General features: G+C 47.2%; 21 protein-coding genes and 8 tRNA genes. 23 read left to right on the top strand and 6 right to left on the bottom strand.

Going from position 1 to position 24520, the window contains the following annotated elements; translation table 11 throughout:
• Positions 1 to 60: 60 nt before the first annotated feature.
• The 5 genes from pheS to Q0882_RS06330 all read left to right on the top strand — a co-directional run bounded on the left by pheS (position 61) and on the right by Q0882_RS06330 (position 4323).
• On the top strand, positions 61 to 1044 hold the full coding sequence (gene pheS / locus Q0882_RS06310; RefSeq protein WP_299179218.1) for a phenylalanine--tRNA ligase subunit alpha: 984 nt from the start codon (positions 61 to 63) through the stop codon (positions 1042 to 1044).
• Positions 1045 to 1093: 49 nt separating this feature from the next.
• On the top strand, positions 1094 to 3490 hold the full coding sequence (gene pheT / locus Q0882_RS06315; protein ID WP_299179219.1) for a phenylalanine--tRNA ligase subunit beta: 2397 nt from the start codon (positions 1094 to 1096) through the stop codon (positions 3488 to 3490).
• A 20-nt stretch (positions 3491 to 3510) separates the two neighbouring features.
• Complete coding sequence (gene ihfA, locus Q0882_RS06320; protein ID WP_299179220.1) at positions 3511 to 3816, top strand: integration host factor subunit alpha; 306 nt, start codon at positions 3511 to 3513, stop codon at positions 3814 to 3816.
• Positions 3794 to 4159 carry a MerR family transcriptional regulator gene (locus Q0882_RS06325; RefSeq protein ID WP_299179222.1) on the top strand — a complete coding sequence of 122 codons (366 nt, stop codon included), beginning with the start codon at positions 3794 to 3796 and terminating at the stop codon, positions 4157 to 4159. Before ihfA ends, Q0882_RS06325 begins: the two co-directional genes overlap by 23 nt.
• An 87-nt stretch (positions 4160 to 4246) precedes the next feature.
• Positions 4247 to 4323: transfer RNA gene (locus tag Q0882_RS06330), tRNA-Pro, on the top strand.
• 123 nt (positions 4324 to 4446) lie between these two features.
• On the opposite strand, the gene ubiM is transcribed toward Q0882_RS06330, so the two are convergent.
• Positions 4447 to 5793, bottom strand: a complete 1347-nt coding sequence (ubiM, locus tag Q0882_RS06335) for a 5-demethoxyubiquinol-8 5-hydroxylase UbiM (RefSeq protein ID WP_299179223.1) — start codon at positions 5791 to 5793, stop codon at positions 4447 to 4449.
• A gap of 141 nt (positions 5794 to 5934) precedes the next feature.
• Between ubiM and Q0882_RS06340 the strand changes: the two genes are divergently transcribed.
• Positions 5935 to 6573, top strand: a complete 639-nt coding sequence (locus Q0882_RS06340; protein ID WP_299179224.1) for a class I SAM-dependent methyltransferase — start codon at positions 5935 to 5937, stop codon at positions 6571 to 6573.
• 7 nt (positions 6574 to 6580) lie between these two features.
• On the opposite strand, the gene Q0882_RS06345 is transcribed toward Q0882_RS06340, so the two are convergent.
• The gene (locus Q0882_RS06345) at positions 6581 to 7942 is read right to left on the bottom strand and encodes a glycosyltransferase family 2 protein (protein ID WP_299179225.1); all 1362 of its coding nucleotides are present in this window, start codon (positions 7940 to 7942) and stop codon (positions 6581 to 6583) included.
• Between the two features lie 176 nt (positions 7943 to 8118).
• Positions 8119 to 9441 carry a Na+/H+ antiporter NhaC family protein gene (locus tag Q0882_RS06350; RefSeq protein ID WP_299179226.1) on the bottom strand — a complete coding sequence of 441 codons (1323 nt, stop codon included), beginning with the start codon at positions 9439 to 9441 and terminating at the stop codon, positions 8119 to 8121.
• 467 nt (positions 9442 to 9908) lie between these two features.
• Here Q0882_RS06350 and Q0882_RS06355 point away from each other — a divergent pair, with 467 nt between their 5' ends.
• Positions 9909 to 11003, top strand: a complete 1095-nt coding sequence (locus Q0882_RS06355; RefSeq protein WP_299179227.1) for a YeeE/YedE family protein — start codon at positions 9909 to 9911, stop codon at positions 11001 to 11003.
• On the opposite strand, the gene Q0882_RS06360 is transcribed toward Q0882_RS06355, so the two are convergent.
• The gene (locus Q0882_RS06360) at positions 11000 to 11740 is read right to left on the bottom strand and encodes a hypothetical protein (RefSeq protein WP_299179228.1); all 741 of its coding nucleotides are present in this window, start codon (positions 11738 to 11740) and stop codon (positions 11000 to 11002) included. The two genes, Q0882_RS06355 and Q0882_RS06360, sit on opposite strands and share 4 nt — an antisense overlap.
• A 186-nt stretch (positions 11741 to 11926) precedes the next feature.
• On the opposite strand from Q0882_RS06360, the gene Q0882_RS06365 reads away from it, so the two are divergent.
• From Q0882_RS06365 to Q0882_RS06410, 10 genes are all read left to right on the top strand, one after another.
• A tRNA-Glu gene (locus Q0882_RS06365) sits at positions 11927 to 12002 on the top strand.
• A gap of 18 nt (positions 12003 to 12020) precedes the next feature.
• A tRNA-Gly gene (locus Q0882_RS06370) sits at positions 12021 to 12095 on the top strand.
• 347 nt (positions 12096 to 12442) lie between these two features.
• Positions 12443 to 12518 (top strand) — tRNA-Glu (locus Q0882_RS06375).
• Positions 12519 to 12536: 18 nt separating this feature from the next.
• Positions 12537 to 12611 (top strand) — tRNA-Gly (locus Q0882_RS06380).
• Between the two features lie 28 nt (positions 12612 to 12639).
• Positions 12640 to 12715, top strand: a tRNA-Glu gene (locus tag Q0882_RS06385).
• 18 nt (positions 12716 to 12733) lie between these two features.
• Positions 12734 to 12808, top strand: a tRNA-Gly gene (locus tag Q0882_RS06390).
• Positions 12809 to 12836: 28 nt separating this feature from the next.
• A tRNA-Glu gene (locus Q0882_RS06395) sits at positions 12837 to 12912 on the top strand.
• A 130-nt stretch (positions 12913 to 13042) separates the two neighbouring features.
• A complete protein-coding gene (locus Q0882_RS06400; RefSeq protein WP_299179229.1) occupies positions 13043 to 13450 on the top strand; it encodes a hypothetical protein in 408 nt (135 codons plus the stop codon).
• Positions 13425 to 14621 carry a hypothetical protein gene (locus Q0882_RS06405; protein ID WP_299179230.1) on the top strand — a complete coding sequence of 399 codons (1197 nt, stop codon included), beginning with the start codon at positions 13425 to 13427 and terminating at the stop codon, positions 14619 to 14621. The genes Q0882_RS06400 and Q0882_RS06405 overlap by 26 nt, the downstream gene beginning before the upstream one ends.
• Positions 14622 to 14623: 2 nt before the next feature.
• On the top strand, positions 14624 to 17473 hold the full coding sequence (locus Q0882_RS06410; RefSeq protein ID WP_299179231.1) for an EAL domain-containing protein: 2850 nt from the start codon (positions 14624 to 14626) through the stop codon (positions 17471 to 17473).
• Positions 17474 to 17478: 5 nt separating this feature from the next.
• On the opposite strand, the gene Q0882_RS06415 is transcribed toward Q0882_RS06410, so the two are convergent.
• Positions 17479 to 17874 carry a PA2817 family protein gene (locus Q0882_RS06415; RefSeq protein ID WP_299179232.1) on the bottom strand — a complete coding sequence of 132 codons (396 nt, stop codon included), beginning with the start codon at positions 17872 to 17874 and terminating at the stop codon, positions 17479 to 17481.
• A gap of 190 nt (positions 17875 to 18064) precedes the next feature.
• Between Q0882_RS06415 and Q0882_RS06420 the strand changes: the two genes are divergently transcribed.
• The 6 genes from Q0882_RS06420 (at position 18065) to Q0882_RS06445 (ending at position 23942) form a co-directional block, all read left to right on the top strand.
• Positions 18065 to 18997 carry an ABC transporter ATP-binding protein gene (locus Q0882_RS06420; RefSeq protein WP_299179233.1) on the top strand — a complete coding sequence of 311 codons (933 nt, stop codon included), beginning with the start codon at positions 18065 to 18067 and terminating at the stop codon, positions 18995 to 18997.
• On the top strand, positions 18994 to 19767 hold the full coding sequence (locus Q0882_RS06425) for an ABC transporter permease (RefSeq protein ID WP_299179234.1): 774 nt from the start codon (positions 18994 to 18996) through the stop codon (positions 19765 to 19767). The genes Q0882_RS06420 and Q0882_RS06425 overlap by 4 nt, the downstream gene beginning before the upstream one ends.
• Positions 19767 to 20591: an NADPH-dependent 7-cyano-7-deazaguanine reductase QueF gene (gene queF / locus Q0882_RS06430; protein ID WP_299179235.1), complete on the top strand. Its 825-nt coding sequence runs from the start codon at positions 19767 to 19769 to the stop codon at positions 20589 to 20591. Before Q0882_RS06425 ends, queF begins: the two co-directional genes overlap by 1 nt.
• An 11-nt stretch (positions 20592 to 20602) precedes the next feature.
• Positions 20603 to 21163: a nitroreductase family protein gene (locus Q0882_RS06435; RefSeq protein ID WP_299179236.1), complete on the top strand. Its 561-nt coding sequence runs from the start codon at positions 20603 to 20605 to the stop codon at positions 21161 to 21163.
• Positions 21164 to 21172: 9 nt separating this feature from the next.
• Positions 21173 to 21637, top strand: a complete 465-nt coding sequence (locus tag Q0882_RS06440) for a YiiD C-terminal domain-containing protein (RefSeq protein WP_299179237.1) — start codon at positions 21173 to 21175, stop codon at positions 21635 to 21637.
• Positions 21638 to 21725: 88 nt separating this feature from the next.
• A complete protein-coding gene (locus tag Q0882_RS06445; protein WP_299179238.1) occupies positions 21726 to 23942 on the top strand; it encodes a heavy metal translocating P-type ATPase in 2217 nt (738 codons plus the stop codon).
• Here Q0882_RS06445 and Q0882_RS06450 read toward each other — a convergent pair.
• Positions 23928 to 24509: a peptidylprolyl isomerase gene (locus Q0882_RS06450; protein ID WP_299179239.1), complete on the bottom strand. Its 582-nt coding sequence runs from the start codon at positions 24507 to 24509 to the stop codon at positions 23928 to 23930. The two genes, Q0882_RS06445 and Q0882_RS06450, sit on opposite strands and share 15 nt — an antisense overlap.
• Positions 24510 to 24520: the final 11 nt, after the last annotated feature.

Genomic DNA, 24520 nt, shown 5'->3' on the forward strand with positions numbered 1-24520 from the left:
GTTAAGTGTTAAGCAAAACGACTGAATTACAGATTATCTCCGAATAGTTGGAGCCGGATAATGGAAAACATTCAAAGCCTGTTGTCAGCAGGTGCCGAAGCGGTTGTTAAAGCAACCTCCACTCAAGAGCTGGATGATGTGCGCGTTCAGTATCTGGGTAAGAAAGGTGAACTGACTGCTCTGTTGAAAGGATTGGGTAAGCTGACACCAGAAGAGCGTCCGCAGGCGGGTGCAAAAATCAATGAAGCAAAGCAGGCGTTGCAGGAAAAAATTAATGCACGTAAAGCTGAGCTGGAATCAGCCGCTTTGGAAGCCAAGCTTGCTGCTGAGACAATTGATGTAACCTTGCCTGGTCGTGGTCAGGAGCTGGGTGGTCTGCATCCGGTGACCAAGACGATGGAGCGTATTGAAGAGTTTTTCGCTTCTATCGGTTATACCGTTGAAGAAGGTCCTGAGATTGAGGACGACTATCACAATTTTGAAGCATTGAATATTCCTTCGCACCACCCGGCTCGTGCGATGCATGATACATTCTATTTTAATGCTAATACGCTACTGCGTACCCATACTTCTGGCGTACAGGTCAGAACGATGGAGTCTCAGGAGCCGCCGCTGCGTATTATCTGCCCCGGTCGCGTATACCGTTGCGATTACGATCAGACTCACTCACCCATGTTCCATCAGGTGGAAGGTTTGATTGTGGATAAAAATATCAGCTTTGCTGATCTGAAAGGTACGCTGGAACAGTTCCTGCGTGCATTTTTTGAAGAAGATGTTCGAGTTCGCTTCCGCCCTTCTTATTTCCCGTTCACAGAGCCTTCCATCGAAGTCGATATCGATCGCGGTGATGGTAAATGGCTGGAAGTGCTGGGTTGCGGCATGGTGCATCCAAAAGTATTTGAATACTCCGGTATCGATCCGGAAGAGTACACCGGTTTTGCCTTCGGTATGGGGGTAGAGCGTCTGGCTATGCTGCGTTATGGCGTAAATGACCTGCGTCTGTTCTTTGAAAACGACCTGCGTTTCCTGAATCAGTTCAACTGATCAAGACAAACGTTTTAGCGGTTATTAACAGGATTTTCGGGAAAGCAAAATGAAATTCAGTGAAAAGTGGTTACGTGAACTGGTGAACCCTGCCATCGACACACAGGGTATCGTTGATCAGATCACAATGGCAGGTCTGGAAGTAGACGAAGTAGAGGCGGCAGCAAAAGATTTTACAGGTGTGGTAGTAGGCGAAATCCTAGCAGCTGAGCAGCACCCAAATGCTGACAAGCTGCAGGTATGCAAAGTTACCAATGGCAGCGAAGAGTTTCAGGTTGTTTGCGGCGCGCCTAATGCGCGTGCGGGTTTAAAAACCGCATTTGCTACAGTTGGGGCTGTACTACCTGGGCCTGATGGCAAAGATTTCAAAATCAAAAAAGCTAAACTTCGCCAGGTTGAATCTTTTGGCATGCTTTGCGCTGAAGATGAACTGGGTATTTCAGATGATCACGATGGCATTATGGAACTGCCGGCTAATGCGCCTGTAGGTACTTCAATCCGTGAATATCTGAACCTGGATGACAAGATCATTGATGTTGATCTGACGCCAAACCGTGGTGACTGTTTGAGCATTGCGGGCCTTGCTCGTGAAGTCGGTGTACTGAACAAAGCGCCGGTTACTTTTGTTGAAGATAAAGAAACGGCTGCTGTGATCGACGATACCTTTGCGGTTGAGTTGAAAGATGCGGCAGACTGCCCACGTTATGTAGGCCGAGTGATTCGTGGTATTGATCCGGCTGCAGAGACGCCACTGTGGATGAAACAGAAGCTGGAGCGTTCTGGTGTTCGTAGCATCGATCCGGTTGTTGATGTGACTAACTACGTTCTGCTTGAACTGGGTCAGCCGATGCACGCTTTTGACCTGGATAAACTGGCGGGCGGTATTGTTGTTCGTCGTGCTGAGCAGGGTGAGAAACTAACGCTGCTTGATGGTCAGGAAGTTGAGCTGAATGCTGACACACTGGCAATTACTGATGCGAATGGCCCTGTTGCAATGGCTGGCATTATGGGTGGTGAACCTACCAGTGTGACTGCTGAAACGAAGAATATCTTCCTGGAAAGCGCTTTCTTTAACCCGATCTCTATTGCTGGCCGTGCGCGTTCTTATGGCTTGCACACAGATTCCTCGCACCGCTTTGAGCGTGGTGTGGACTGGCAGCTGCAGACTCGTGCGATCAACCGGGCAACCGAGTTACTGCTTGATATCGTAGGTGGAGAAGCGGGCCCTGTTACTGAAACAGCAAACCAAGATGAACTGCCTTCAGATCGCCAGGTTTTCCTGCGTCACGCTAAAGTGAACGCGATGCTTGCGTTCGAAATGCCTGCAGAAGAGATCGAAGAGATTTTGATGCGCTTGGGTCTGGGCGTAGAGAAAACCTCGACTGAAGGTGAGTGGCACATATCCGTACCTTCTTACCGTTTTGATATTGCTATCGAAGTCGATCTGATTGAAGAGCTGGCTCGTGTATATGGTTACAACAACCTGCCGGTCCGTACACCGACCGCATCGATGCCGATCAAAGAGCGTGATGAAACTAAGGTAACTATTCAGCAGGTTCGCCGCGCTTTGATCGCTCTGGGTTATCAGGAAGCGATCACCTACAGCTTTATCGAAGCGGGCTTGGCTAAACAGTTTGATGATCAGTACGAAGCGATTGCATTGGCAAACCCTATCTCTGCTGAAATGGCAGTGATGCGTACAACGATCTGGCCTGGCCTGGTTAAGGCGTTGCAGTACAACCAGAATCGTCAGCAAAGCCGCGTTCGTTTGTTTGAAAGCGGTCAGCGTTTCCTACCTTCGGAAGGGGGGGAGATTGTTCAGGAGAATGTTGTTGCTGGCGTGCTGGCAGGTGAGCGGGATCCGGAAGGCTGGAATGCTGGCAAAGATCAGGTGGACTTCTTTGATATCAAAGGAGATCTGGAAAGCCTGCTAGCACTCGGTGGGGCTGAAGAGCAGTTCAACTTTGTTGCTGATAGTCATGTAGCTCTGCATCCTGGCCAGACAGCTCGTATTGAGCGAGATGGAGAGAAGATAGGTTATCTGGGTGCGTTACATCCGAATTTGGTTAAAGGGCTGGGACTAAATGGTCCAATCTACCTGTTCGAGATTAATCAGGCTGCTTTGTGTAAAGGTAAACTACCTCGATACAGTGAAATTTCAAAATTCCCTGAGTCAAGACGTGACCTTGCACTCATTGTTGATGAAGCAACGGCGTTTGATTCTATTCGTCAGATTGCTGAAAAACAGGCGGGTGAATTCCTGAAAGAAGTAACATTATTCGATGTCTATCAAGGCCAAGGTATTGAATCAGGACGAAAAAGTCTTGCTCTGGGCTTGACGTGGCAGCATCCTTCGCGCACTCTTAATGATGAAGAAATAAACAACGCGATTGATGCGGTTGTTTCTGCACTAGCCAGTGAGTTTAGTGCCTCATTGCGAGAGTAAGCAGCGAAGGGTGATTTATCATGAGCTCGTTAACAAAAGCTGAAATGGCGGAACGCCTTAATGAAGAGCTTGGATTAAACAAGCGTGAAGCCAAAGAGATGGTTGAATCGTTTTTTGATGAAATCCGGGCATGTCTGGCTGCGAACGAGCAGGTAAAACTATCCGGCTTCGGTAACTTTGATCTGCGCGATAAGCGTCAGAGACCGGGCCGGAATCCTAAAACCGGTGAAGAGGTTGCGATTTCCGCTCGGCGTGTCGTAACCTTCCGCCCAGGTCAAAAACTCAAGGACCGCGTCGAAACTTATGCTGGAGACGTCCCAGAATAATGATGCGAACCCGATTCCGGGTAAGCGTTATTTCACTATTGGCGAAGTATCTAAACTTTGTGACCTCAAGGCGCATGTGCTGCGTTATTGGGAGAAAGAGTTTAATCAGATATCGCCTGTTAAACGAAATAATCGTCGTTATTATCAACGCCAGGATGTTCTGTTAATCCGCCAGATTAAAAGTCTGCTGCACGAGCAGGGCTATACGCTAAGCGGAGCGAAGCAGTATTTAGCGGGCGAGAATAATGAGGATGATCAAAGTCAGTACAAGCAGTTATTAAGGCAGACGATCACAGAGCTTGAAGAGATTCTTTCTGATCTCAAAAAACAGCAGAAACCTTAAATAGCTAACTTAAAAACTTCACAGGATCAGAGAGTTAAGTTAATATACCGCCTCTCTTGAGGAACGTTCGTTCCCAGGTTCTATTGTCGGGATGTAGCGCAGCTTGGTAGCGCACTTGCATGGGGTGCAAGGGGTCGGAGGTTCAAATCCTCTCATCCCGACCAATCAATTCTTAGTCTTTTCTACTCTTTAGCACAGATAGATCTCTTAAGTGATAACAATCCTCAGCCTGCGGCTGGAGGCCACGATCTTACTAACCGGTGTGACCTGCCAGTCAGTATGGATGGTTACTTTAAACCAAAAATATTCATTGGTTTAATCTTGTCTGGTATCAGCGCCTCTACTTTATGATGAAGTGGTGCTGTCTTGGGTAGCGGTGGAAGGTATTTTTGTATCTCGCTTAATGGGTTGGTGTTATCGCTGGCTTTCTCCGTCAGTGATTGTGTGATCAGCTGTTTTACCGGCGCAATATTATTGGCTAGGCGTAAGGTTGCCTTGCGAGCTAATTTTGCCGCAACTGTTTCATTTGTAAATAAACCGACCACCAGATTGGTACCGTGGTAGAGAACGCGGGTTGTTTTCATCTGTTCTGCTTCATATGCTTTAAGAAGGTTATCATCAGCGATATCTTCACCTTCAGCGATTGCGTGGGTGAGCTGTTTAGCTAAGGTCGCCTGACCTTTTAGACCGAGGTTAAATCCATGTGCTGTCACTGGGTGCATACCGACGGCAGCATCACCGATAAGTGCGAAGCGGCGGCCCACAAACTCATTCGCATGAACTGCAACGAGCGGGTAAATATGACGTTGACCTAATAAGTTCATCTCCCCTAACAGCCCATCAAGCTGATCTTCAATGTTACGGTTAAACTCGGTTTCACTCATGTCAGCGAAGCGTTGAGCATCTCGGCTGTTAACGGTGACTACGATCGATGACCGGTTATCATTCATTGGTAGAATTGCAGTGGTGCGGCCATAGTGGAAGCATTCAAAAGCAGTTTGCTGGTGTGGTTGCGTGTGTTCCATCCGGCAGACAATTGCACTGCGAGAAAAATCCTTCATAGAAGCTGATAATCCCATTTTACGGCGCATCTCGGAGAATCGGGTATCTGCAGCTACAATTAATGATGCTGACATTTCTTTGCCGTTGTTCAGGATGACTCGACCTGATCTGTTATCTGTATAGATCTCTTCAACAAGGGTCTCAGTTAGGATCTCAATTTGTGGATGGGCACACAGTTCCTCGTAATAAGCTTTACGAATTTGATGGTTGGGTACAAGATAACCCAATGCATCAAGTGTTTGGCTTTCGTTATCAAAATTAAGGCTGTAACTGGAGTTGCCGTCAAAGACCTTTGCTCCTTCGATAGGGGAGATATCTTCGTCAGGTACCCGTTGCCAGGCTCCACAGGCTTTCATAATCTCGACTGATTGGTGTGTTAGAGCAATCTCTCGTCCATCTTCAGGTGGGTTTTCCAGGGTTGATTTAGAAGATCGTTCTAAAATGGCGACTTTTAAAGGTAGGTCAGCCAGTGATCGTGCGAAGCTTAAACCCGCTGGGCCTGCACCAATGATGAGAATATCGTAGGAGTCACACACAGCATCTACCTCTGAAATTTTAATAATGAAGCACATACTCTACGCATTGAGAGCATTATGTCATCGATATAAATCAAGAAAGGTAAAAGTGGAGCAGATTAATTCAGTAATGTTGCTGCCTTTTCTTTCAGGCTACTAAGGTTGGTTTAATCCAGGTAGGTAAATGGAGTGATTTTTATGATCAAAAAGTTAGTACTGTCATCGGCCGAATTGAAGCAGGCGGAGCTGACTACACTAAGTCACTATGATTCCCGGGCGCTGCAGTTTTGGGAGGGGACACGAGAGCATGATGTTAGCCAGAATATCTGTGCGTTGTTAGAGTCCCTGCCACAGAACAGGGCGCTTGATATTCTGGATCTGGGATGTGGTCCCGGTAGGGATCTGATTCGTTTTAAGGCGCTTGGGCATACCCCCATAGGGTTGGATGGAAGCCATGTCTTTTGTGAGATGGCTAAGCGGAATAGTGGCTGTGAGGTTCTTCACCAGACTTTTCAGACTTTGGAGCTGGCGGCTCAAAGTTTTGATGGTATTTTTGCCAATGCTTCACTGTTTCATGTGCCGCGTCAGGTCCTGCCTGGCGTACTTAAGTGCTGCTACGATGCGTTGAAGCCCGGTGGGGTCCTGTTTTGTTCTAATCCTCGTGGTGAGGGTGAAGGTTGGAATGGAAATAGGTTCGGAAACTATATGGAACTTGATGTGTGCAAAATGTTTTTTGAGGAAGCGGGCTTTGATGTTATTGATCACTATTATCGACCGGAAGGGTTACCGAATAATCAACAGCCCTGGCTAGCTGTTTTGTGCAGGAAAAATCGATAACCCCGGGTTAGGAGTCAGGGCTGGGTTGGTTGGAGTTGCAGATCCCCTTTCGCTCCCATTTTTGCCATTTTAGCGTTTCATTTCTGGTAAGTTTTTTTAGGCTTCTGATCAGTGCCTGGAACTCAACAGCATCAACGATATACCAAATCAACCACGCAATAGGTGCATAGCAGAGCATTTTAAGGTGGAATCGGGGTTGGAAATCTAAAGAGGTTTGGAAACTGACGATGGCTGAAATCAAGAGGATACACAAACTTAGGGTGATGTAATCGCCAGTATAGATAACAGATGTGAAAAAAAGAGTTAGTAGAGGTATTTCTAAAAGCAGCAGAACTTCAGCATACAGTGCTACAGGTAAAAGTAACCAAGAGAGATAGATGTTGGATGTTGAGGCTGTTCTAAAAAACAGTTTTCGGTGTTTGAGGAACGTTTGAAACCGCCCATACTTCCAGCGTAAGCGTTGGTTGCAAAGGCTTTTGAGATCAGACGGTCCCTCTGTATAGATAATGGCATCAGGCGCGTATCGGCACTGGTATCCCATGCCGAGTAGCCGGGTTGATATCTCAATATCCTCAGTAATAATACCGTGATCTAAGCCCCCAGCATCCAGCAAGGCTTGTTTTCGGTATGCTGCTGCGGCGCCTCCGATAATATAGACTGCATTAAATACAGAATCTGCACGTTTCATAAAGAAGCCGCAGATATACTCAAGCTGTTGAATAATGCCAAGCCCTACATGACCATTTCCGATCGCTACATTTCCTGCAACAGCTGCAACTTTGGGTGAGCTGAATTTTTTCACAATATTACTGATAGCTTGGGGGTGCATGATGCTATCGGCATCAATAGTCAGGATTATCTCGCCTTTTGCTCTTGCTATCGCATAGTTCAAAGCACTGGCTTTGCCTCCGTTTTCAAGATTGAAATAGCGCAGACCAATCGCACTCGTTTCAGGGTATTGGGCTAAAAAATTGGTAACAAGCTGGTCCGTTCCATCTGTTGAACCATCATTGATGACAATGACTTCATAGTTTGAATAATCTGCAGCCAGAGCGGACCGCAATGTGTTCAATATGCCGACCTCCTCATTCCAGGCGGGAATGAGGATACTGACCGATAGAGGTGAATCGGTATGTTTACGGTCGCGACAAAAATCGACCAGGCCGGAGAAAGGGGCGACCAGTAACTGGAGTGAAAACTTTATAAAAATTGGCAATAAAATAATTGCCAGTGCGATTCGTAAACTGGAGAAAAACTCTGAGGGTTCACCTGCCTGGGTAAATGCGAGGCAAAATATTAAGCCTGTTAAGAGATACGCAGAAATAACAGTTGTAATAGATCGGTGGGATACCTTGCCTATAGGCAGCATTGATGGTCCTTTGGGGGAGTCGTTCGAAGAGATAATTTTGCGCGAATTATGCGCTGAGTGGGGTGTTTGATAAAGTAATAATTTTCATCCGTTAGTCGAATTTTTTAGTTCTTAAGGATGATGTGGACGAGTGAGCAGGGGAGTGAATAAGCCTACCCCTGCAGAAGTAAGGACAGTTAAAGAGTTACAGTGGCAATCCAACCGAAAATCAGCAGTGGAATGTTGTAATGCAAAAAGGTGGGTACCACTGAGTCCCAGATATGATTATGTTGCCCATCAATATTAAGACCTGATGTTGGGCCCAGAGTCGAATCCGATGCTGGCGAGCCTGCATCCCCCAGTGCTGCGGCTGTCCCAACCAGGGAAACTATGGCTAAGGGGCTGAACCCTAGTTGCATTGCTAATGGTACATAGATAGCCGCAATAATCGGTATAGTTGAGAATGATGAGCCAATGCCCATCGTAATCAGTAGGCCAACCATCAGCATTAAGAATGCTGCCATCGGTTTATTATCTCCGATTATCTCAACCGAACTTGCAACCAGCGCACCTATCTCACCGGTTTCTTTCAGAACCTGTGCAAAACCAGCTGCAGCGATCATTATGAAGCCAATAGTAGCCATCATTTTCATGCCGTCGGTTAATAATCCATCCGATTCCTGCCAGCGGACAACCCCTGTTACTGAGAAAAGAATGAATCCCAGCAGTGCTCCCATCACCATTGAATCGGTATATAGCTGAGTAACGAAGGCGACCACAATTGCCATTAACGCAACAATAATATCTTTTGTGCTACGTGGGTGGTGCTGATCCTCGACCTCTTCTATTTTGGCAATATTATACCGACGTTTACCTCGGTAACTGATGAACACCGCTATCAGAAGGCCGCAGAGCATTCCTGCTGCGGGTAAAGACATCGCTTCAATGACAGAAATTTCCTGGGTATCTAAACCAGCATGGCTGATATTTTTTAGAAGGATTTCATTGAGAAAGATGCCTCCAAATCCAACGGGTAGGAACATATACGGAGTGACCAGTCCAAAAGTCAGAACGCAGGCGATCAGGCGCCGGTCAATCTGCATTTTACTCATAGCCAGCAGTAACGGTGGGATCAGTAGAGGGATGAATGCGATATGGATCGGCATGATATTTTGAGAAGAGATGGCGACCAGCAGTATAACTAGTAGTAATGCATTTTTGATCCACTTTATTTTTGTCGGATCGGGATTGCTACCCAGTATGGTTACAATTCTGTGCGCCAACGCGTGGGGGAGGCCGGATTGGGCAATAGCAACCGCAAAGCCCCCGAGTAGCGCATAGCTCAAAGCAACACTGGCTCCGCCGCCGATGCCTGAGTTAAACGCATCAATTGTGGACTCCAGTGACAGCCCTCCAGTGAGACCGCCAACAATTGCTCCGATGATCAGTGCGATAACGACGTGTGTACGGAAAAGACTCAGTAGCAGCATAGTTAATACTGCGATGATAACGGCATTCATAGCGAAATAAGCCACTCTCAGAATGATTAAGAAAACGGCACATTGAGTGAATGCTGGTGGAGAGTCAACCGTAGGGAATTAAAACAGAGGGAGCGCCTAAGGATGCGTTGATTCCCGCAAATAATTCATGATTATTAATGAGTTTTAGAGGATTTCGCTGCAGGTTTGATTGCTTACTTCTATACGGAATCGGTGGATAAAAATGAATCTATATTATGTGCTGATCTATTTAAGCACTTGCTTAATATGTAATTTCTTTATTAGTTAGCTCTTATTAATTGGTCGCATTTTGGTTTGGGTCAATTTTTATAAATATTGCTTCTGTTAATATTCTTTAATGGAATTAGTGGGGCGTCTGGGTCTTTATTGCCTCAGATATCACATCGCAGTGTCGCAACGATACCGGAGCCTTGTGTCAGGAATGTGGGGCTTATCAGCGGAAGTTTACCTCTAACAGGTTGATGTTTATGGATTTTGATTTTCTGATCGATGCTCTTGGCGAAGCAGGGACCACCGCATTTGGTGGTTTGATCTTGGGGTTAATGTTTGGGATTTTTGCTCAACGAAGCCAGTTTTGCCTTCGCGCCGCAGTGATCGAGTTTGTCCGTGGGAAGATGGGACCGAAGGTGGCTATTTGGTTGCTGACTTTTTCTGCTGCGGTGGGAGGAACGCAGGCTCTTATTCTTTTTGGTGAATTGGATATCAGTGATTCCAGAATGCTGGCCTCTTATGGGAGTTTATCTGGGGCTGTGCTGGGCGGCATTATGTTTGGTGCAGGTATGGTGCTGGCACGGGGGTGTGGCGCTCGACTGCTTGTACTGGCAGCCACCGGCAATTTAAGAGCGCTTTTCTCAGGGTTGCTGTTTGCAGCTGTCGCTCAGGCGAGTTTGCGTGGGATTTTTGCTCCAGCACGGGACAGCATCGCGAATGCTTGGCTGTTGCATGATGATGGCGGTTTGGAATTGATCGGATTTATGGGGCTAGGGGACTATACAGGCATTTACATCAGTCTTTTCTGTGCTGTGGTTGCGATTATCTATGGGGTTAAGAATAACCTAACAGCGTGGGCTTGGGTCGGTTCAGTCGGAGTGGGGATGATGGTCGTAGGGGGATGGTGGTTTACCTACCATATGTCTTATCAGACCTTTGAGCCAACGCAAGTTGAGAGCATGACATTTACCGGACCTTCTGCGGATACTCTCATGTATTTCCTGACACCAGGAGGTGCTCCAATGGATTTTGATGTTGGTTTGGTACCAGGGGTTTTTATCGGTTCATTCCTCGCTGCCATGCTTTCTAAAACATACAAGCTTCAGGGCTTTAAAGATGGTCGGAGTATGGTGCGCTACATAGCTGGTGCAACATTAATGGGTATGGGGGGGATGCTGGCTGGAGGGTGTGCAGTCGGTGCTGGTTTAACGGGAGGATCGGCGTTTTCTATCACAGCCTGGATTGCGCTTGCATCTATGTGGTTCGGGGCTGGGGTTACAGATGCACTAGTGGATCGTGATTGGAAAAAAACGGTAACAGCTAGAGTGGATAATGTTGAAGCGACCACTTAAAAATTAAATTTCTTACCGCTGTCCTGCTCCTGAGCCTCAGCTAGTTTTTTGGCTTCATGGGCCTGATCAATCTGTTCAGCCAGAGTGGTTAGGTGGGTTCGGATCTCATATAACTGCCGATCCAGTATCTGATTGTGATTTAGGTGCTGTAACTTGCTGAAGCAGCTGCGATACTGGTGGATCACAACTTCAGCGCCTTGGGCTGCTTCTGTCTCTATCGCGTTCATAAGATCGATATCTATTTCAACTCTCAGGTAGAGGCGTTTGGCATCTTTGGTCATCCGTTCCGCCAGATCACTATTGATCTCCCCTTTATTACCGAGTTCTGCAAGAAATTGAGCAAATTCCTTAATTATCCCCATCGCTCTTGCCGCTTCAGTCTGGCTACTAAATACCGTTACTGACCCCGCCGGGTGGCTGACAGGTTCTTGAAGAGTTGCCGCTTCAGCTTGAAATGCAGAGTACTGTTGTTTGTTAGTATCACTAGGTTCAAGTTCAACTACAGCTGCCCAGCGCGCCTCAATATATTTACAAAGCAGTGTTCTTATCTCTGTGGTGATGAGCGCTGGTGGGAAAGATTCAAAGAGGTGAGAGGAGCGCCGTATGGCTGTTTTCAGGCTGATAAGTTTGAGGCTTTTTGCCTTTTTTTTGTTTTCCAGATCCTGAATCACAAACCCGATCCCTGCCATCAGGCCAACGCCCAAAAGAATAATCAGTGCTATATAAGTAGGACTCATAAATCTTTTATCCCAATACTCTGGCAGTTAAAGCAATGGAGGCTCTAGTATGGTGCCTCTATATAAGTTACACACTATAGAAAAAGTAATTGATTTTGTAGATAAAAAAACAAAAAAAACACTTGAACCCCTAAAAAGGGATCAGTATTATATGCCCCGCTTTCAGAGGAACTCTGAATCTGTTGCGTCCCATTCGTCTAGTGGTCTAGGACACCGCCCTTTCACGGCGGTAACAGGGGTTCGAACCCCCTATGGGACGCCATTCTCTCTTTGAGGATCTGCGGGAATAGCTCAGTGGTAGAGCACAACCTTGCCAAGGTTGGGGTCGCGAGTTCGAACCTCGTTTCCCGCTCCAACTGCTTAATATACCAGCCATGAGCTGGTTTTTTTATATCTGCGACCGCATTAAAGCACTTTTTCAGTGTATCTAATTTCTCTCTTTTTCCTCTGTTTGATACTTATTAATCTCTCTTTAAATTGCTCTTCAGGATAAGTTGATTAATTGTACTTAATTTATACAAATATTCCTTTTGTAACCAATAGGTTAGCTTAAAAATTAAGCATTGTTTTCGTGGTGGGGCAGGGGGATCGAATTGTGATAAAAAAAGTGTCATATTTTCTTGAAAATGGGGTTGACCCTTCAGGGCCTGTTCTTTAATATACGCGCCTCCTCACAAGGGAAACCCTTAAGAGGAAAGCAGCGTCCCATTCGTCTAGTGGTCTAGGACACCGCCCTTTCACGGCGGTAACAGGGGTTCGAACCCCCTATGGGACGCCATTCTCTCTTTGAGAATCTGCGGGAATAGCTCAGTGGTAGAGCACAACCTTGCCAAGGTTGGGGTCGCGAGTTCGAACCTCGTTTCCCGCTCCAACTCTTAGGAGTTGACAAAATTTGTTGCGTCCCATTCGTCTAGTGGTCTAGGACACCGCCCTTTCACGGCGGTAACAGGGGTTCGAACCCCCTATGGGACGCCATTCTCTCTTTGAGAATCTGCGGGAATAGCTCAGTGGTAGAGCACAACCTTGCCAAGGTTGGGGTCGCGAGTTCGAACCTCGTTTCCCGCTCCAACTCTTAGGAGTTGACAAAATTTGTTGCGTCCCATTCGTCTAGTGGTCTAGGACACCGCCCTTTCACGGCGGTAACAGGGGTTCGAACCCCCTATGGGACGCCATTTCCTCTCTTTTAGTACTCTCTTTAGTTTAACTTTCTGATTTATAGATAGAATTAGTCTAAAATTCTCTGTGGTTATCTATATGTGACTCTCTTGGGTCGATTCACAAAGGATGTGGTAAACCTGCGCTATGATAAAAGTTTTGGCTTTTCTCTGTCTGTTGCTGCCAGGTATAGCGACAGCGGAAGTAATCGTAAACTCCGGGGTCACTATAGATAGTATCGGTCGACAGTACCTCCTATCGGTCTTCTCTATGCGTGTTCGTTCCTGGCCTGATGGTCAGCCTGTACGCGTCTTCGTATTGCCTGAACATCATGATATTCATCGGGATTTTGTTAAGCGTGAATTGAAGGTTTTTCCCTATCAATTGAAAACTATGTGGGATCGCCTGGTGTTTTCCGGAGCGGGTCAGTCCCCTGTGGTTGTTGAATCTCAGGAGGAGATGATTGAAAGAGTAAGTGTAACGGCAGGCGCCATTGGATATGTTGTAGCAGCTGATCAAGGAGGAACGGATGTTAAGCATTTGGAAGTTAAGTAGATACCTGATGTTGGGTGTGTTTGTTTCAGGAATGAGTTCCATCGCATCGGCAGGGGAGCAGCTTGAGTTCAATGGCTTTCTGACGCAAGGGTATTTTCTGACCGACCACAATCGGTTTAATGGTAATAGTGAATCGGGTAGCTTTGATTTTAGGGAGTTGGGAGTTAATGCTTCCTGGAAACCCTCCAGTCAGATGTTGCTAACGGGGCAGGTAGTGTCCCGTAAGGCGGGCAAGGTCGATAATGGTGATCTGGCTCTGGATTATGCACGTCTGGATTATCGGATGATTGAATCTGATATGGGCAGTTTGGGTGTTAGTGTCGGCAGAATTAAAAACCCTTTCGGTTTCTACAATGCTACGCGTGATGTGGCCTTTACCCGCCCCTCAATTGTGTTACCGCAATCCCTCTATTTTGATAAGGCCAGAACTCTAGAACTTTCTTCTGATGGTTTCATGTTATACGGGAACCGTTTTTTCGAAACAGGGGTGTTGGAGACTGAGCTGGTTATTGGCAAGCCTCGGGTTGATACAAATGTCGAGTTTGCTTATCTCAATCGTGATTGGCCCGGAGAGTTCGATGATAGTCGGGGTTTTCTTTTAAGGACTGAGTACAGCCTGAATGATTACAGCCTTATCGGAGGGGTAACCTATGGAGGGTTCAGGCTCGATTTTGATGCCCCGGGACTCTCGTTACCTGGTGCGCCAGGGGATGGCACGATCAAGATCGATGTTCTGGTCTTGTCCATGCAATATAACCTGCAGAAATGGAGCTTTACAGGTGAGTATTTTAAACAGGATATCGATTGGGGCGAGCTCGGAGGCGTTTATCTGCTCCTGCCAGAAGTTACCAGTGAGTCTTTCTATTTGCAGGTAGAGCACAGAGTGTCACCCACGGTTAGTCTTTTTCTAAGAAGAGACATTCTCTATCAAGATAAAAATGACAGGGATGGACTAACTGCAAATGCTCTATTTGGTCGTCCACCTCATACTCAGTATGCGTTTGATTGGACTTTTGGTATCGGCTGGCAACCAGATCCAAACTGGCTCTTGAGAGCGGAGGTTCATAATATTGAAGGTACGGGTTGGCTATCGGTGCAGGATAATCCCGATGATTCTGAGCGCAAGGAAAATTGGAATATGTTGTCCCTGCAAGCCACCTATAGGTTCTGAAAATGCAGGATGCCAATTTAAAAGGACGATTGTTTTTCAGCCTGCGCTGGAAGGTGCTCATCAACTTGATGTCAGTACTTGCTATCGTTCATCTTGCCTATGGCTATTACTCCTATAAGCAACAGACCACTTCAGCAGTTGAGCAGAGGGTCTTAAAATCTGAGCGCGACCTGAGCCACCTGGAAGGGCTGGTTACCTCATCTTATAACCGGTTATTAGAACTCGGGGAACTGATTGCATATATGTCAGGTAATGCCGTTGCTGAGACGCATCAATCTGATTACAGGGCACATATAGAAAAGATGTTTCCAGATCTCCACAGCCGAGGAGCTTTGGATGCTGCCTACCTGTACGATTCACATGGAAAATCTTTAGTCTCACTTGGGGATAAGTTGAATCTACCTCAGAGCATTATCGATGAAGTGCTTGAGACAGAGTCGCCGTATAAATATTTTGATTGCCAGTCTGACTGCCTGCGGTTTGTTGCGCTTCCTGTGCAATTAGATCGGGTAAGAACAGGGGTGCTGGTTGTTGGTAAAAAAATGGGTGATGTCGTTCTCGACTTCAATAGCCAGAGTGGTCGTGATATAGGGCTGGCTCTGCAGCCTAAAGGTCAGGCCAGGATGGCGCGTTTATGGCAACTTGACCTTAAATATTTAACCCAGCGAGCAGATAATGCTGTTTTATTAAACCGTTTGGTGAAGCAGCAAAATATTCCTTCAGGGGGTGGTTTTTTTGAGATAGAGAGAGATGATCGACGATTTATGATCCTGCTGCACCCGCTTTTAGGCGCTAAAAAGGGTAAGGCTTATTGGATCCTGATTGATGATCATACTGAAAGTTACCATCTTGCGCGCAACGAACTTTTTGAAGAGCTTGCAGTGTCCGGAATAGGTCTGTTTCTTGCCGCGCTGTTCCAACTGGTGGTACTGCGATCCCCGCTAAGAACACTGTCAGAAATCGTCGAGCTCCTGCCGCTGTTGGCTTTGAGTGGATTTGAGCAGGTTCGCCAACGCTTTAAGGAGATAGAGCCCCATCATCACCGGAAAGATGAACTCGATCTGCTGCTAGAAAGTACGTTTGATCTTTCCAATAAGCTTGAACACCTTGAGTCCTCCTTGAAAGAGCGAGCCAAGCATCTGATGCATCGGACTCAGGAGTTGGAGAGTGAGCGCGATTTTGTCACCAGTTTGTTAGATACAACAGATGCGATCATCCTGACGCTTGATCGAAAGGGTCATATTGTGACCTTGAATCGTTCAGGCCAGAAATTGTTGGGTTTGAATGTGGCAGAGGCAAAGTTGCTTCACTTTCTGGAATTGAATCACGAGCAAAAGAATCAGGCTGTTCACCGGGAATCGTTAAACCGGCTTTATAGTAATGAGCAGGAAAGGGTTCAGTTGGAGTCTGTTCTACGTTCTGCTGGTGGACAGATGCTACATATCTCATGGGTGCATACTGTGCTGCATCAACCGGGTTATGGGGCCTATGTGCTTTCCATTGGGATGGATGTAACAGAGCAGAAAAAGGCGGAACGACGACTGGTATGGATGGCGAACCATGATTCCCTGACCGCTCTCCCCAATCGTTTGCAGTTTACTGACAGAGTGAATCAGGCGATCAAGCAGTGTCAGGGCGAGAATGAAATTGTTGCTCTTCTGTTTTGTGATCTTGACTGTTTTAAAGATGTGAATGACTCATTAGGCCATCCAGTGGGTGATGACCTGTTACAACAGGCGGCTGAAAGGATACAGGTTGCATTGAATGGAGCGGGGCTTCTTGCGCGATTGGGGGGGGATGAATTCACGGTACTGATGGAAGGGAAGCGATCTATTACCGAGGTTGAAAAGGTCGCTCAATGTATTCTGGACGCATTTCGTCGCTCATTTTATATCGATGGTTACGAGATCTATAGCACGATCAGTATCGGCATATCCTATTATCCTGAGCATGGTGCTGAGGTGAATGCGCTGATACAGCACGCCGATGTCGCAATGTTTGAGGCAAAAGAGCATGGGAAAAATCAGCACCGCTTTTACCATGATGAGCAGGGGAGTCAGCGCTATGAACGATTTTCACTGATCAATGATCTGCGTCGAGCAATAGAGAAAAAAGAGCTCAGGGTGTTCTATCAACCTCAGATCAATACGCAGCATGGAGAGGTTATCGGAGTTGAGGCGCTGCTCAGGTGGGAACATGAAGAGTTAGGTATGATCTCGCCGGCAAAGTTTATCCCGCTGGCTGAAGAGCAGGGTTTAATCATTCCAATAGGTGAATGGGTGCTGCAACAGGCGTGTGAATTTGGTAAATCGTTGCATGATCAGGGTGTAGAGATTCGCATAGGGGTCAATTTAGCGGGCCAGCAGATCTTGCATGAGAGTCTGATTCCAACGGTTGAAAGGGTGCTGTCGACGACCAAAATGCAGGCTAAGTATCTGGACCTTGAAGTGACCGAAAGTTTTTTGGTTCGTCAGCCGGAGATCACCATCCCGAAACTGCATCGATTGCGTGAGATCGGTGTTTCATTATCGATGGATGATTTTGGAACTGGGTTTTCATCTCTCAGTTATCTGAAAAAGCTACCTCTAAACACTCTCAAGATTGATCAGAGCTTTATTCGTGATATTGGCGTCAATCCAGAAGGGGAGGCGATTGTAAAAGCGATTATCGCCTTGTCCAGAAGCCTTGGGCTATCGGTTTTAGCTGAGGGGGTGGAGACGCGAGAACAGTTATCCTACCTGCGGACACATCGCTGTGAATTGATACAGGGGTTCTATTTCAGTAAGCCGTTACCAGTAGACGAACTGCCCGACTTTATTGCTCAGCAGGCAGTTGAAATCTCTTTTGAGTAGACTGACTAGTTCTGGCCGAAGATGCTGGCACGACGGTTGATATAATCAAATTCCTCACCTTGAGCTTCAGCCTCATAGCGCATCTCATCAAGTTGTTGGAATTTCTGTATCTCGTCGTCGGTCATATTGTGAAGATTGTTACCGCCAAAATACCACAATAGATCCCGTGCAATCAGGTGAGCCAGTTCGGGGTAGCGGCGAAAGGCTTTATCTATAAAATCTTCGCCTCGTTGATGTGTCCCCGCTGCTGAAGATTCGAAATCTGAGATGAGCATCCTGAACTCTTCAATAAACTCAAGATCATCCTGTAACAGCTCTTCAGACTTGAAGGGTTCACGGTTGATAAAGTTATTGAAGGCAATTTTTAAGAAATTCAGGTGATGAATTTGGTAAGATGTCATTCCGGTCTCCCCTAGGTTGGGGGCCTATTTTATAAGCTGGAACCAAAAGCAGCCAGCTTCGCTCCTGATTCATTAGATAAAAATAAGTATTGATGCGGCAGCTTTATGTTTACAACATAGATGAGTGACCTTTTATGCCGCAGTTTCAGGTTAATTTTTTGATAGTCAATCTTTTATTCAGGAATGGTGCATGACTTTAGCGCTATCGATCAACAAGTTGCATAAAGTATACGGTAACGGTTTTGAGGCACTGAAAGAGATCTCCTTTGATGTTGAACAGGGGGATTTTTTCGCTTTGTTGGGACCTAATGGGGCTGGAAAATCAACAACTCTGGGGATCGTCTCTTCGCTGGTCAATAAAACTTCGGGGCAGGTGTCTATATTCGGTATTGATATAGATAAAGATCTGAGCCAGGCAAAGAAATTCCTTGGGGTCGTCCCCCAGGAGTTTAATTTCAATATGTTCGAAAATGTCCGTGATATCTTGATCACTCAAGCTGGGTATTATGGTATTTCAAAAGGGCCTGCCGGTGAACGTGCTGATTACTACCTGAAAAAGTTGGGTTTGTGGGAGAAGCGCAATGGTGCTGCGCGAATGTTATCGGGCGGTATGAAACGACGTTTGATGATTGCGCGGGCATTGATGCATGAGCCTAAGCTGCTTATTCTTGATGAGCCTACAGCCGGTGTTGATATTGAACTACGGCGCTCGATGTGGGAGTTCCTGCGTGAGATAAACGAAGCCGGAACCACGATTATTTTGACGACTCATTACCTGGAAGAGGCTGAAAGCCTCTGCCGGAATATTGCGATTATTGATCATGGAACTATCGTAATCGACACCAGTATTCGAGCCCTACTACAACAGCTGAACACCGAAACATTTATTCTGGATCTGGATTGTTCCCTGTCTGCTGCACCTGAAGTTCAGGGTTATGCTTTGCGGTTGGTGGCAGAAAATTCTCTTGAGGTGGATGTTGAGAAGGAGCAGGGTTTGAATACAGTTTTTTCAGCATTGGATCATCAAGGTATAAAAGTTAACAGTATGAGAAACAAGGCCAACCGCTTGGAAGAGCTGTTTGTCTCTCTGGTTGATAAAAATTTGCAGCAGGAAAGTGCATGAACACACAGGATCTATTTGTCGCTTTTTGGACTATTGTACGGCGTGAGATCCGTCGCTTCATGCGCATATGGGCTCAAACTTTATTGCCACCAGCGATCACTATGACGTTGTATTTCATCATTTTTGGCAACCTGATTGGTAGCCGTATTGGTGAGATGGGCGGATTCAACTATATGGAATATATAGTTCCAGGCCTGATCATGATGTCAGTGATAACCAACTCATACAGTAATGTTGTCTCATCATTTTACAGTACAAAATTTCAGAGAAATATCGAGGAATTACTGGTCTCACCTGTACCCAACTGGGTGATACTCAGTGGATTTGTTCTGGGTGGGGTCGCGCGTGGCTTAGGAGTTGGCTTGATTGTTACAATGCTGTCGCTCTTTTTTACCGAGCTCCAGGTTCAGAATCTATGGGTGACAATCGCCATCGTCTTCCTGACGTCGGTGCTGTTCTCACTCGGAGGGTTTATTAATGCGGTTTTCGCTAATTCGTTTGATGATATCAGTATCATTCCAACCTTTGTGTTAACCCCGTTGACCTACCTGGGCGGTGTTTTTTACTCCATTCAGCTACTGCCTGAGTTCTGGCAGGGGGTCTCACAGCTTAATCCGATCTTGTATATGGTGAATACATTCCGCTACGGTATTCTGGGCGTGAGTGACATTCATGTTGGCTTTGCATTCAGTATGATTCTGATCTGTATTGCAGGCTTGTTTTCCTATGCACTGTATTTGCTTAAACACGGTAAAGGTATCCGTAGTTGATGAAAGAAGATGATCTAATCACCCAATCACCTCTGGGGCAGGGGACCGAGTACGTTAATAGTTATGACCCTGCACTGCTCTATCCAATTCCACGTGATGTTAATTGGAAAGCACAAGGTATAGAGCGCTCAACGCTGCCTTTCACAGGGGTGGATATCTGGAACGCTTATGAGCTCTCATGGCTGAATCAGCGTGGTAAGCCGGAGGTGCGACTGGCTGAGTTCAGAGTGTTTGCTGACTCAAAGAACATTGTTGAGTCCAAATCCTTCAAGCTCTATTTGAACTCATTTAACCTGAGTAAATTTGACAGTGAAGCTGATGTTAAAAAACACCTGCTGACGGATCTTTCAGAGGCTGCCGGGGGGCGAGTTGATGTCAGGATCTATCACCCGGATCAAGCGCCTGAATTTGGCCAGTTTACCGGCTTCTGTATCGATAATCAGGATGTTGAGATCACTCAGTACACACCAGACCCAGAACTCTTAGTGACGGGTGAGGATGATGTAGAGGAGGTGCTATACAGTCATCTTCTTAAGTCCAACTGTCCAGTAACCGGACAGCCTGACTGGGCGACATTAGGCATCAGCTATTGTGGTAAAGAGATTGACCGTGAAGGATTACTAAAATATATCATCTCATATCGTGAGCATGGCGACTTCCATGAGCAGTGTGTGGAAAATATCTTTATGCACATCTGGGAACGTTGTCAGCCTGAAAGTTTGAATGTTTACGCACGCTACGTTCGTCGTGGTGGTTTGGATATCAACCCGTTCAGGAGTAGTGACGCAGACGATATTGATAATCTGCGCTTAAGCCGACAGTGAAGGAGAGCACTATGGATGCGATAGAACTGCTTCACAGTCGGGTTTCATGTCCACTATTAGATGCTCCCGGTCCAACGGAGAAGCAGATGGAAACGCTCTTTCAGGCAGCATTGAGAGCACCGGATCACGGTGCAATTCGGCCCTGGCGTTTCCTGACAGTCAGTGGTGAAGGACGTGAGGCTTTGGGGCGGCTGTTTGTAAAAGCGGCGTTGGACGATAATCCGCAATTATCGGATGAGCGCCAGCATAAAATGCGCTCTATGCCACTGAGAGCGCCTCTGGTGATTGTAGTGATTGCTGCGGTTAAGGAGCATGCGAAGGTGCCAGCTGTTGAACAGGAGATCTCGGCTGGGTGTGCGGCGCAAAATATCATTCTGGCTGCGCATGCTATGGAATTGGGAGCGATGTGGCGTACCGGTGATATGGCTTACCATCCTGTGGTTAAAGAGGGTTTAGGGATCGGTGAAAGTGAATCGATTATAGGTTATCTCTATCTGGGGACGCCAAAGAAACTACGCAAAGCTCCTCAGCATAACCTCGCCGATTACGTTACAGAATGGACCGGTAGATAGGATCTTGAAGTGGATAAACAAGTAATAGCGGATGAATTTCTGGTCTGGCTTAAAGGTCAGATCCCACTCATTAATCATATGGGGTTTGCCCCTCTGGTATGGGATGGAAAAAGCCTGAAGATGGGAGCCTCACTGGCTCCAAACGTGAATGATAAAGGCACCGGTTTTGGTGGATCGCTGGCGACGGTGGCGACTCTCTGTGGTTGGAGCATCATCACGCTTCACCTACGGTCGCTGGGTCGAGATGACGATGTTGTGATTCGGGACAGCCATCTGGAATATTTCCTACCGGTTACTTCCGATTTTACAGCGATTACAAACCTGCCAGCTGAATCAATCCTCGCTGAGTTTAATCAGAAGATGGACCTCAAAGGGCGCGCCAGGATGGATCTGGTCATTGAGATAAAGCAGGATGACAAAGTTGCATTACGGCTGACGGGTAGTTACGTGGCACTGGAGAAAAAAGCCAGATAATCCATCTCTCATCGGGCCAATCCCTCTTGACCCTGAAGCTGGCTTTAGGGTTTAAGCTATAGATATACACAAGCTTTCGGACGTTACTATGATCTACCATTTTTCTCTGCAAGGTGTGAAATGCGCCGGCTGTGTTCGCTCGCTGGAGAAGGGGCTGCAAACGGCAGATGCGATCGATGATTTTTCTGTAAATTTTGCTGATCGTAGTCTCAGTGTTTCCTCCGATGCACCGGTTTCGCAGATCATCGCTGCGGTTGAAACCGCAGGTTATGGCGCAATCGAAATCAGTGATCAGAATGATATGGCTGATATTGAGGCGGAGGAGCAGAAACAGTATCGGGTCACCCTGAAGCGGAGCTTGATTGGATTAGCTTTCGGGGCACTGCTGATGCTGCAGGGGTGGTTCGGGTATATGCCTGATATCTCCACAGCCGGGGGCGTTGTAACAGGTTCCATCACGGGTTTGGCTGCGCTCATGCTGATGTATTTCTGTGCTGCGCATATTTATAAGGGAGCCCTTAGCTCGGCCAGACGGCTGAGTTTCAATATGGATACGCTGATCGCTCTGGGTACTGGGGCAGCATGGATCTATTCAACGGGTCTGATCATAGCCTCTGTATCGGGTGTTGAATTACCCGATGTAGCAAGGCACCTCTACTATGAAGCCTCCGTGATGATTCTGGGGTTTATTCTACTCGGGCAGGCTTTGGAGGCGCGTGCACGCAAGAAAACCGGCGATGCAGTCCGTAGCCTGATGAATTTGAAACCCGCACATGCGTTGCGCATCCGCCAGGGGGTCGAGAAAGAGGTTGCAGTCGAACTGCTGGCCCCGGGTGATGAGGTCAGGGTGCGTCCGGGAGAGCGTGTTCCTGTTGATGGTGTGGTGGTTTCCGGAGAGAGTTATCTGGATGAGGCAATGCTTACGGGGGAATCAGTCCCAGTGCATAAAACCGAAGGTTCTGCACTGGTGGGAGGCACGCTGAATGGATCGGGTAGTTTTAAAATGCGTGTTGAAAAAACTGGGTCACAGACGGTTTTAGCTCAGATCATTGAAGCGGTTAGGGATGCACAGAACTGCAAACCCGAGTTAGGTAAGTTAGCAGATAAGATTGCGGCTGTGTTTGTGCCTGTCGTGATGCTCATTGCGTTGTTGACAGCATCTATCTGGTGGAAGTTTGGTCCTGAGCCGCAGATAACTTATGCGGTTATCACCATGATGACGGTACTGATCATCGCTTGCCCTTGTGCGTTGGGGCTTGCGACCCCGATGTCGGTCATGGTCGCAGTGGGTAAAGCAGCAGGTAGTGGTATTTTGATCCGTAATGCGGATGCATTGCAGCTGGCTGAAAAGGTCACAACGGTTGTTTTAGATAAAACCGGTACGGTCACAGAGGGTAAGCCGGTCGTGACGAATAGCCTCTATCTGGTCGAAGGCGAATTTCGGGAGCAGGTTATCCAGTCTGTAGCGGCTATTGAAACGGCATCTGAGCATCCATTGGCTGCAGCTATTGTCACCCATCTTGAGTCAAAGCAAACGGTTGAGGTGCGCTCTTTTGAAAACCAGCCTGGAGCAGGTCTTGCGGCTGAAACAGATATGGGGATCTGGAGGATCGGTAACCATCAGTGGATGCAGCAGCATGAGGTTCTATGCGATACGGTGAAAGGTCAGGCAGAGCACTGGAGCCAGGAAGCTAAATCGCTGGTCTATGTTGCACTGAATCAGGAGCTGGTAGCCATATATGCGATTGCTGACCCGGTTAAACAGGACTCGGCTGACGCGATCCGTGTCCTTAAAGATTCCGGCCTGAAGGTGATTTTGCTCTCGGGTGATAACGCCAGAACCGCTAAAGCGATAGCCGATCAGGTGGGGATTAAACAGGTCTTCTCTGATGTGAAACCGGAGCAAAAGCAGGCCGTGATTAAAAGCCTGCAGCAGGAGGGGGATGTTGTTGCAATGGTGGGCGATGGCATCAACGATGCGCCGGCACTTGCGCAGGCTGATTTGGGGTATGCGATCGGTGCTGGGGCAGATGTCGCGATTGCGAGTGCTGATGTAACCCTGATGTCCGGATCCTTATCGGGCGTGAGCCGTGCAATGACACTCTCAAAAGCTACGGTTAAGAATATCAGGCAGAATCTGTTTGGTGCCTTTATCTACAATGGACTGGCGATACCTGTAGCCGCAGGTCTCTTGTATCCATTGGCAGGGGTGCTGCTAAACCCGGCCATAGCGGGAGCCGCCATGGCCATGTCTTCAGTGACGGTGGTGAGTAACGCCAATCGATTGCGCTTACTCAGATTGTGATGGCTCGCTGATGCGCTTAATGGCTGAAATCATTATCGGTTGTTTTGGCACATCACGATGACCTGCCTTCGGGGCCGTAGGTGCTCGGCTGATGCTCATCACAATATCCATACCCTGAATAACCCGTCCAAAAACTGCGTAGCCAAACCGGCTTCCTTGGGCGTCAAGATTGCGGTTATCAACGGTATTAATAAAGAACTGTGAAGTGGCACTATGCGGATGGTTGGTGCGCGCCATCGAAATTGTTCCACGGGAATTACTCAAACCGTTGCCTGATTCATTGCGGATAGGGGCACGTGTTTCCTTTCTGCTAAGAGACTCGGTGAAACCGCCGCCCTGAATCATAAAGCCAGCAATGGTGCGATGAAAAATAGTTCCAGAATAGAAACCGCTATCCACATAGGTGAGGAAGTTCTTCACGGTCTCCGGGGCTTGTTCCTGAAACAACTCAAGTGTGATATTGCCCTGGTTGGTCTGTATCAGGAGTTGTGGGTTATCCGAATCCGCTATGGCTGATGATGTGCACAACGTCACTGCGAATATCAGGGAGATAAGCTTATTTAGCATAATGGACCTAA

Source organism: uncultured Neptuniibacter sp., from assembly GCF_947498015.1.
In the GTDB taxonomy this organism is placed as follows: Bacteria; Pseudomonadota; Gammaproteobacteria; order Pseudomonadales; family Balneatricaceae; genus Neptuniibacter.

Excerpts from the sequence above, each read along its gene's own strand:
- Q0882_RS06345 (WP_299179225.1), bottom strand. The coding sequence starts at position 7,942 with ATGCTGCCTATAGGCAAGGTATCCCACCGATCTATTACAACTGTTATT.
- ihfA (WP_299179220.1), top strand. The coding sequence starts at position 3,511 with ATGAGCTCGTTAACAAAAGCTGAAATGGCGGAACGCCTTAATGAAGAG.
- Q0882_RS06450 (WP_299179239.1), bottom strand. The coding sequence starts at position 24,509 with ATGCTAAATAAGCTTATCTCCCTGATATTCGCAGTGACGTTGTGCACA.
- Q0882_RS06425 (WP_299179234.1), top strand. The coding sequence starts at position 18,994 with ATGAACACACAGGATCTATTTGTCGCTTTTTGGACTATTGTACGGCGT.
- Q0882_RS06415 (WP_299179232.1), bottom strand. The coding sequence starts at position 17,874 with ATGACATCTTACCAAATTCATCACCTGAATTTCTTAAAAATTGCCTTC.
- pheS (WP_299179218.1), top strand. The coding sequence starts at position 61 with ATGGAAAACATTCAAAGCCTGTTGTCAGCAGGTGCCGAAGCGGTTGTT.
- Q0882_RS06400 (WP_299179229.1), top strand. The coding sequence starts at position 13,043 with ATGATAAAAGTTTTGGCTTTTCTCTGTCTGTTGCTGCCAGGTATAGCG.
- queF (WP_299179235.1), top strand. The coding sequence starts at position 19,767 with ATGAAAGAAGATGATCTAATCACCCAATCACCTCTGGGGCAGGGGACC.
- Q0882_RS06410 (WP_299179231.1), top strand. The coding sequence starts at position 14,624 with ATGCAGGATGCCAATTTAAAAGGACGATTGTTTTTCAGCCTGCGCTGG.
- ubiM (WP_299179223.1), bottom strand. The coding sequence starts at position 5,793 with ATGTGCTTCATTATTAAAATTTCAGAGGTAGATGCTGTGTGTGACTCC.
- Q0882_RS06405 (WP_299179230.1), top strand. The coding sequence starts at position 13,425 with ATGTTAAGCATTTGGAAGTTAAGTAGATACCTGATGTTGGGTGTGTTT.
- Q0882_RS06355 (WP_299179227.1), top strand. The coding sequence starts at position 9,909 with ATGGATTTTGATTTTCTGATCGATGCTCTTGGCGAAGCAGGGACCACC.
- pheT (WP_299179219.1), top strand. The coding sequence starts at position 1,094 with ATGAAATTCAGTGAAAAGTGGTTACGTGAACTGGTGAACCCTGCCATC.
- Q0882_RS06325 (WP_299179222.1), top strand. The coding sequence starts at position 3,794 with ATGCTGGAGACGTCCCAGAATAATGATGCGAACCCGATTCCGGGTAAG.
- Q0882_RS06420 (WP_299179233.1), top strand. The coding sequence starts at position 18,065 with ATGACTTTAGCGCTATCGATCAACAAGTTGCATAAAGTATACGGTAAC.
- Q0882_RS06435 (WP_299179236.1), top strand. The coding sequence starts at position 20,603 with ATGGATGCGATAGAACTGCTTCACAGTCGGGTTTCATGTCCACTATTA.
- Q0882_RS06445 (WP_299179238.1), top strand. The coding sequence starts at position 21,726 with ATGATCTACCATTTTTCTCTGCAAGGTGTGAAATGCGCCGGCTGTGTT.
- Q0882_RS06360 (WP_299179228.1), bottom strand. The coding sequence starts at position 11,740 with ATGAGTCCTACTTATATAGCACTGATTATTCTTTTGGGCGTTGGCCTG.
- Q0882_RS06340 (WP_299179224.1), top strand. The coding sequence starts at position 5,935 with ATGATCAAAAAGTTAGTACTGTCATCGGCCGAATTGAAGCAGGCGGAG.
- Q0882_RS06350 (WP_299179226.1), bottom strand. The coding sequence starts at position 9,441 with ATGAATGCCGTTATCATCGCAGTATTAACTATGCTGCTACTGAGTCTT.